Source organism: Stenotrophomonas sp. 05L44_2 (genome assembly GCF_056665995.1).
This window is the reverse complement of record NZ_JBFTNR010000253.1, coordinates 1-5,144: the sequence shown is the minus strand read 5'-3', so window position 1 is coordinate 5,144 and position 5,144 is coordinate 1. Positions and strand designations below refer to the sequence as shown.

5 protein-coding genes are annotated in these 5,144 nt (G+C 68.8%); all 5 read right to left on the bottom strand.

The annotated features are described in order from the left end of the window. Positions 1-1,596: tetratricopeptide repeat protein (locus AC1VAN_RS10540; RefSeq protein WP_480985761.1), on the bottom strand; the 1,596-nt coding region annotated here is incomplete at its 3' end. Continuing rightward, a complete protein-coding gene (locus AC1VAN_RS10535) occupies positions 1,593-2,597 on the bottom strand; it encodes a vWA domain-containing protein (protein WP_059064955.1) in 1,005 nt (334 codons plus the stop codon). The genes AC1VAN_RS10540 and AC1VAN_RS10535, both read right to left, overlap by 4 nt. Then, positions 2,594-3,043: a DUF4381 family protein gene (locus tag AC1VAN_RS10530; RefSeq protein ID WP_059064957.1), complete on the bottom strand. Its 450-nt coding sequence runs from the start codon at positions 3,041-3,043 to the stop codon at positions 2,594-2,596. The genes AC1VAN_RS10535 and AC1VAN_RS10530 overlap by 4 nt, the downstream gene beginning before the upstream one ends. After that, a complete protein-coding gene (locus AC1VAN_RS10525; protein WP_442251983.1) occupies positions 3,040-3,969 on the bottom strand; it encodes a DUF58 domain-containing protein in 930 nt (309 codons plus the stop codon). Before AC1VAN_RS10525 ends, AC1VAN_RS10530 begins: the two co-directional genes overlap by 4 nt. Before the next feature lie 8 nt (positions 3,970-3,977). Further along, positions 3,978-5,003 carry an AAA family ATPase gene (locus tag AC1VAN_RS10520; RefSeq protein ID WP_032977204.1) on the bottom strand — a complete coding sequence of 342 codons (1,026 nt, stop codon included), beginning with the start codon at positions 5,001-5,003 and terminating at the stop codon, positions 3,978-3,980. Between the last annotated feature and the right edge of the window lie 141 nt (positions 5,004-5,144).

Genomic DNA, 5,144 nt, shown 5'->3' with positions numbered 1-5,144 from the left:
CTGCTGATTCTGCTGATTCTGCTGATTCTGCTGATTCTGCTGATTCTGCTGATTCTGCTGATTCTGCTGATTCTGCTGRCCTTGYTGGCCTTGCTGGCCCTGCTGCTGATTCTGCTGACCTTGCTGACCTTGTTGGCCTTGTTGGCCTTGCTGGCCCTGCTGGTTCTGCTGCTGTCCCTGCTGCGGCTTCTGCTGCCCCTTACCCTGCCCCTGGCTGTTGTTCGACGACGACTTGCGCTTGCGCGCGGCGTCGACCACCGCACGGTTGGCGACGGCGTCGGCCATCTGCGGGTGGCGCGCCAAGGCCTTGTCGTAGGCGGCGATGGCACCGTCGTAGTCGCCCTGGCGGGCAAGCACGTTGCCGAGGTTGTACCAGCCCGCATCGCTGTCGATGCCTTCGAACTGCTTGCGGGCAGTGGCGAAATCACCTTGACGGTACGCCTGCACACCCTCGGCCAGGCGTGCATGCTCACGCTGGTCGGCTCGTTCCCACATCGTGCCCGCTGTCGGCGCAGCCATGGGCGCGCGCGGCTGTGCCTGCAACTGCCCGCTCAAGGGCAGAAGACCCACGGCCAGCACCGCCGCCAGCACCGCGCGGCGACGGAACGCCAGCAGTGCCAGCAGCATCACCGGCGGCAACAACCAATAGCCTTCGTCCTGCCRCTGCCGGGCCTGCCCGGGCCGCTGCAACGCACCGCCGTCGCTGGCATCAAGTACGTCCAATGCCTTCAGGTCGCGATCATCGCTGGCGATGCGCTGGTAACGCCCGCCACCTGCGGTGGCGACGGCGCGCAGGCTGGTTTCATCCAGCGCGGCCTGTGCGATCTGGCCTTGACCATCGCGATAAGCGGCGCCGGATGGTGTGCCCAGGCCCAGCACCGACACCTGCAGGCCGAGGCCACGCGCCTGCGCTGCGGCAAGCGCCGCTTCGCTGTCAGCCTGGTCGCTGACCAGGAGGATCTGGCCGCGCAGGGCACCGGTCTGCCGCAGCAACCTGACCGCCCAGTCGATGCCACGGTCGGCGCGCTGTCCATCACGCGGCATCACCTCCGGCGACAGCGCGTCCAGGTACAGCGCCACGTTGGCAGCGTCGTCGGTCAACGGCGCCACGGTATAGGCATCTTCGGCATACACCACCAGACCCACCTGTCCGCCTTGACGGGCGCGCAGCAGAGCACCGATCTTTGCCCGCGCCTGCAGCAGGCGCGAGGGTGGCAGGTCGGTCGCGGTGATACGGCTGGAGAGATCCAGCACCACCACCAACGGCGCACTGGCCTGATAGATCGGCTGCGCCTGCTGCCTCCAGCTGGGGCCAGCCATCGCCAGTGCCGCCAGGGTCCAGCCCAGCAGCAATGCCCATGGCAGGCGCGTGCGTCGCTTGCCCTCGCCCGCCAGGAGCTGCGACAGCAGATGGGCGTCGACCGCCTGCCGCCACGCGTCGCTGCGCCGTTGCCGGTAGATGGCCACCGCGACGATCAACGGCAGTGCCGCCAGCATCCACAACCAATCCGGGCGCAGGAAATGCAGCGCGCTCCAATCGAACGTGCTCCACTCGAACGCGCTCCAGTCGGGCATCTTCAGGAAAGTGGCGTTCATCGGCGACGTTCCGGCCAGGCCCACGCCAATGCGCCCAGCAGCAAGGCGACGGCCAGTGGCCATGCATAGCGCTCGTTGCGCGGACGCAGTGCCGGTCCCTTCGCTGCGATTGGCTCCAGCCTGTCCAGTTCGGCATAGATGCCAGCCAGCTGGTCGGTGTCACGCGCACGGAAGAAGCGGCCGCCGGTCATCTCGGCGATCCTGCGCAGCGTTGCCTCATCCACCGGATCGCGGTCGGCGGCCACGGGAATGCCGAAGAACCGCGCACTACCGTCGCTGCCAAACGCCACGGTGTGCACGCGCACCCCTTCGGCACGTGCCAGCTCGGCTGCGCGCAGGGGTTCCAGCACACCGGCGTTGCTGACGCCGTCGGTCAGCAGGATCAGTACACGCTGCCCTTCGGGCTGATTGCGCAGGCGTTTGACCGCCAGCGCGATGGCGTCACCAATGGCCGTCTCGCGCCCGGCAAGGCCAACCACGCTGTCGCGCAGTTGATCGCGCACGCTGGACAGATCCGCAGTCAACGGTGTAAGTGTGTAGGCACGATCACCGAACACCAGCAGGCCGACGCGATCGCCGGCACGACGGTCCAGGAAATCGGCCAGCACCGCCTTGGCTGCGGTCAAGCGCTCCACCGCCTGCGCACCGAGCACCATGTCCGGCTCGCTCATGCTGCCGGACACGTCCATCGCCAGCATCATCTGCCGGCCCTCCTGCGGCGGGGTGATCGCCTCACCCAGTTGCTGTGGTCGCGCCATCGCCAGGCACAGCGCCAGCCAGCCCAGCCACAGCAAGCCGCTGCGCAGCCAGGAAACGCCGACACGACCGCCGCCAGCCAGTGCTTCCAGTTCGGCAGCGGCGTAGGGCACGCGCAACGCAGCGCCCGGATCGGCCCGCCGCTTCCATGCCAGCATCAGGATCGGCAACGGCAGTGCCAGCAGTGCCAGCGGCCAGGCCAGCTGCAGATCCGGCCACGGCCAGTAAGCTGCAAGCGCGCTCATCGGCGGCGCTCCTGCAGCAACGCCAGGTAGCGTGCCCGCGCCCACGCGCGCACGTCGGCCACGGCAGCGGCATCCACGCTTGGACGATACGCCCCCTCGGCCAGCAGGTTGCGCTGCGCGAGCGACAGGGTGTCCTTGGGATCGACGTACTGCCACCACGCGTCATCGCGCAGGGCTTCGCTACCGGGGCGTGCCTGACGCGCCGCACGCCGCAGCAGGCTGGCGATGGCTGCCAGTTCCGACGGCGCGCCGTTCACTGCCGCAATCTCCCTATCGAACACGCGCATCCACTGCTGGCGGCGGCGACGACGACGCCATGCCACCGCAGCAACGATGGCCAGCAACAGCAGAACCAATGCGATCAGCATCAGCCAGCCAGGTGCGGGGGGCCACCACGCTGGCGAGGGCGGCAACTGCACGTCGCGCAGTGGCAGGGAGGCACTCATGCCGGCACCTCCGTCGGTGCCGGCGCCAGCCAGGCATCGCTTGCCGCATCGGTGGACAGCACCTGCACATCGACGCGACGCGCGGCAAGCTGGCTGCGCAGCTGCTGCAGGGGTTCAACGAAATGCGCCTGCCAGTGCGCCTGCACGTCGCTGCGGCGCAGGTCCAGGCCGATGCGCTTCTGCGCGGCGAGAAACTGCAGGGGCGCCGTTGGCGGCTGCAACTCAAGCGGATCGACCAGCAGCAGCAGACTCAGGTCATGGTGCTGGGCCAACGCGCTCCAGCGCGCCGGCGGAATCCGGATCGCCTGCTGCGGATCGGCCAGTACCAGCATCCGGGCGCCGGGGCGCAGCACCCGACCGGCATGGTCCAGCGCGCGTTCCAGGCCAAGGTCATCGGCAGGTGGCTGCGCGTACCAGCGCGTGAGTGCATCGAGTACGCGCAGTACGCCGCGGGCACCGCCGGCCGGCGCGATCGGCGCCTCGCGATCACTACCGCGCAATGCACCGATGCGGTCGCCGCGGCGCTGTGCGGACCATGCCGCAACCGCGCCAGCGCGTGCTGCCTGCACCGACTTGAAGCGCACGCGGGTACCGAAGTACAGCGCAGGTGAAGTATCGGCAACGATCAGGGTGACCCGTTCGCGTTCTGCCTGGAACAATTTGGTGTGCGTGCGCCCGGTGCGCGCGGTGACGCGCCAGTCGATGTGGCGCGCGTCGTCGCCCGCCACGTATTCGCGCGATTCTGCATATTCCATGCCGCGTCCGCGCAGCGGCGAAGGCGCTTGCCCGGCGCTGCCCGCGCGCCCACGACGAGGCGGCGGCGGACGCTGTGCCAGGCGGCGCAATGCCACCAGCTCGGCCAGTTGCGGTCGCAGGCCATCGCCTTCGCTGGTAACCGGAGCAGGTCCGTTGGTCGTGCCGGTCATGCGCGCGCTCAGGGCGCCGGTACCCGGGCCAGCAGTTCCTGCACCAGGCGCTCACCATCCCAGCCTTCGGCGATGGCTTCATAGCTGGGCAGTACCCGGTGGCGCAGCACATCGGCCGCCACGGCACGCACGTCGTCGGGAGTGACGAAATCACGCCCGGCCAACCACGCCCGCGCCCGTGCGCACCGCTCCAGTGCGATGGAGCCACGCGGGCTGGCGCCCCACGCGATGCGGCGCGCCAACGAGGCGTCGTAGCGCGAGGGATCACGCGATGCCAGTACCAGCTCGATCAGATAGCGCTCCAGCGCGGGGGCCATGTGGAGCTCCAGCACCTCGCGGCGCGCATCGAAGACATCCTGCATCGGCAGTTTTTCCGGCGTCGCTGCGGCCTCGCCAAGCGCGCCGCGGGCGCGCTCGCGGGCCAGCCGCAGAATCTCCGACTCGGCCGCCTGGTCCGGATAACCAATGCGTACGTGCATCAGGAAACGATCCAGCTGCGCTTCCGGCAGCGGGAAGGTGCCTTCCTGCTCGATCGGATTCTGCGTGGCCATCACCAGGAACAGCGACGGCAGCGCATAGGTGTGGCGACCGACGGTGACCTGGCGCTCGCCCATCGCTTCCAGCAGCGCGGACTGCACTTTGGCCGGCGCACGGTTGATTTCATCGGCCAGCAGGATCGGGTGGAAGATCGGCCCCGGCACGAATTCGAAACGGCCTTCCTGTGGGCGCCAGATCTCGGTACCGGTCAGGTCCGAAGGCAGCAGGTCCGGGGTGAACTGCACACGCGCGAAGTCTGCTTCCAGCCGCGCCGCCAAGGCCCGGATGGCCGTGGTCTTGGCCAGGCCCGGGGCACCTTCCACCAGCAGGTGGCCATCGGCCAGCAAGGCAATGAGCAGGCGTTCGACCAGCGCCGCCTGGCCGACGATCTCGGCCGACAGTGCATCGCGCAGATCGCTGAAGGCCGCATGCAGGCGCGAGGTGACGGGGGCAGGCGGCGGAGAAATGGATTCGGGCATCGGCGGAGGCAGGTTCATGGGGGCCTTTGACCGGCGCGGGATGGCTCGGGTTCCCCACATCATCGCAGGCCGTCCGGCTGCTGGCATCAAGAACGGCTGAACAGCCTCCACGCATGACCGATCAACCGGGCCTCCCGCGCAAACGACGCGGGGCCGCAC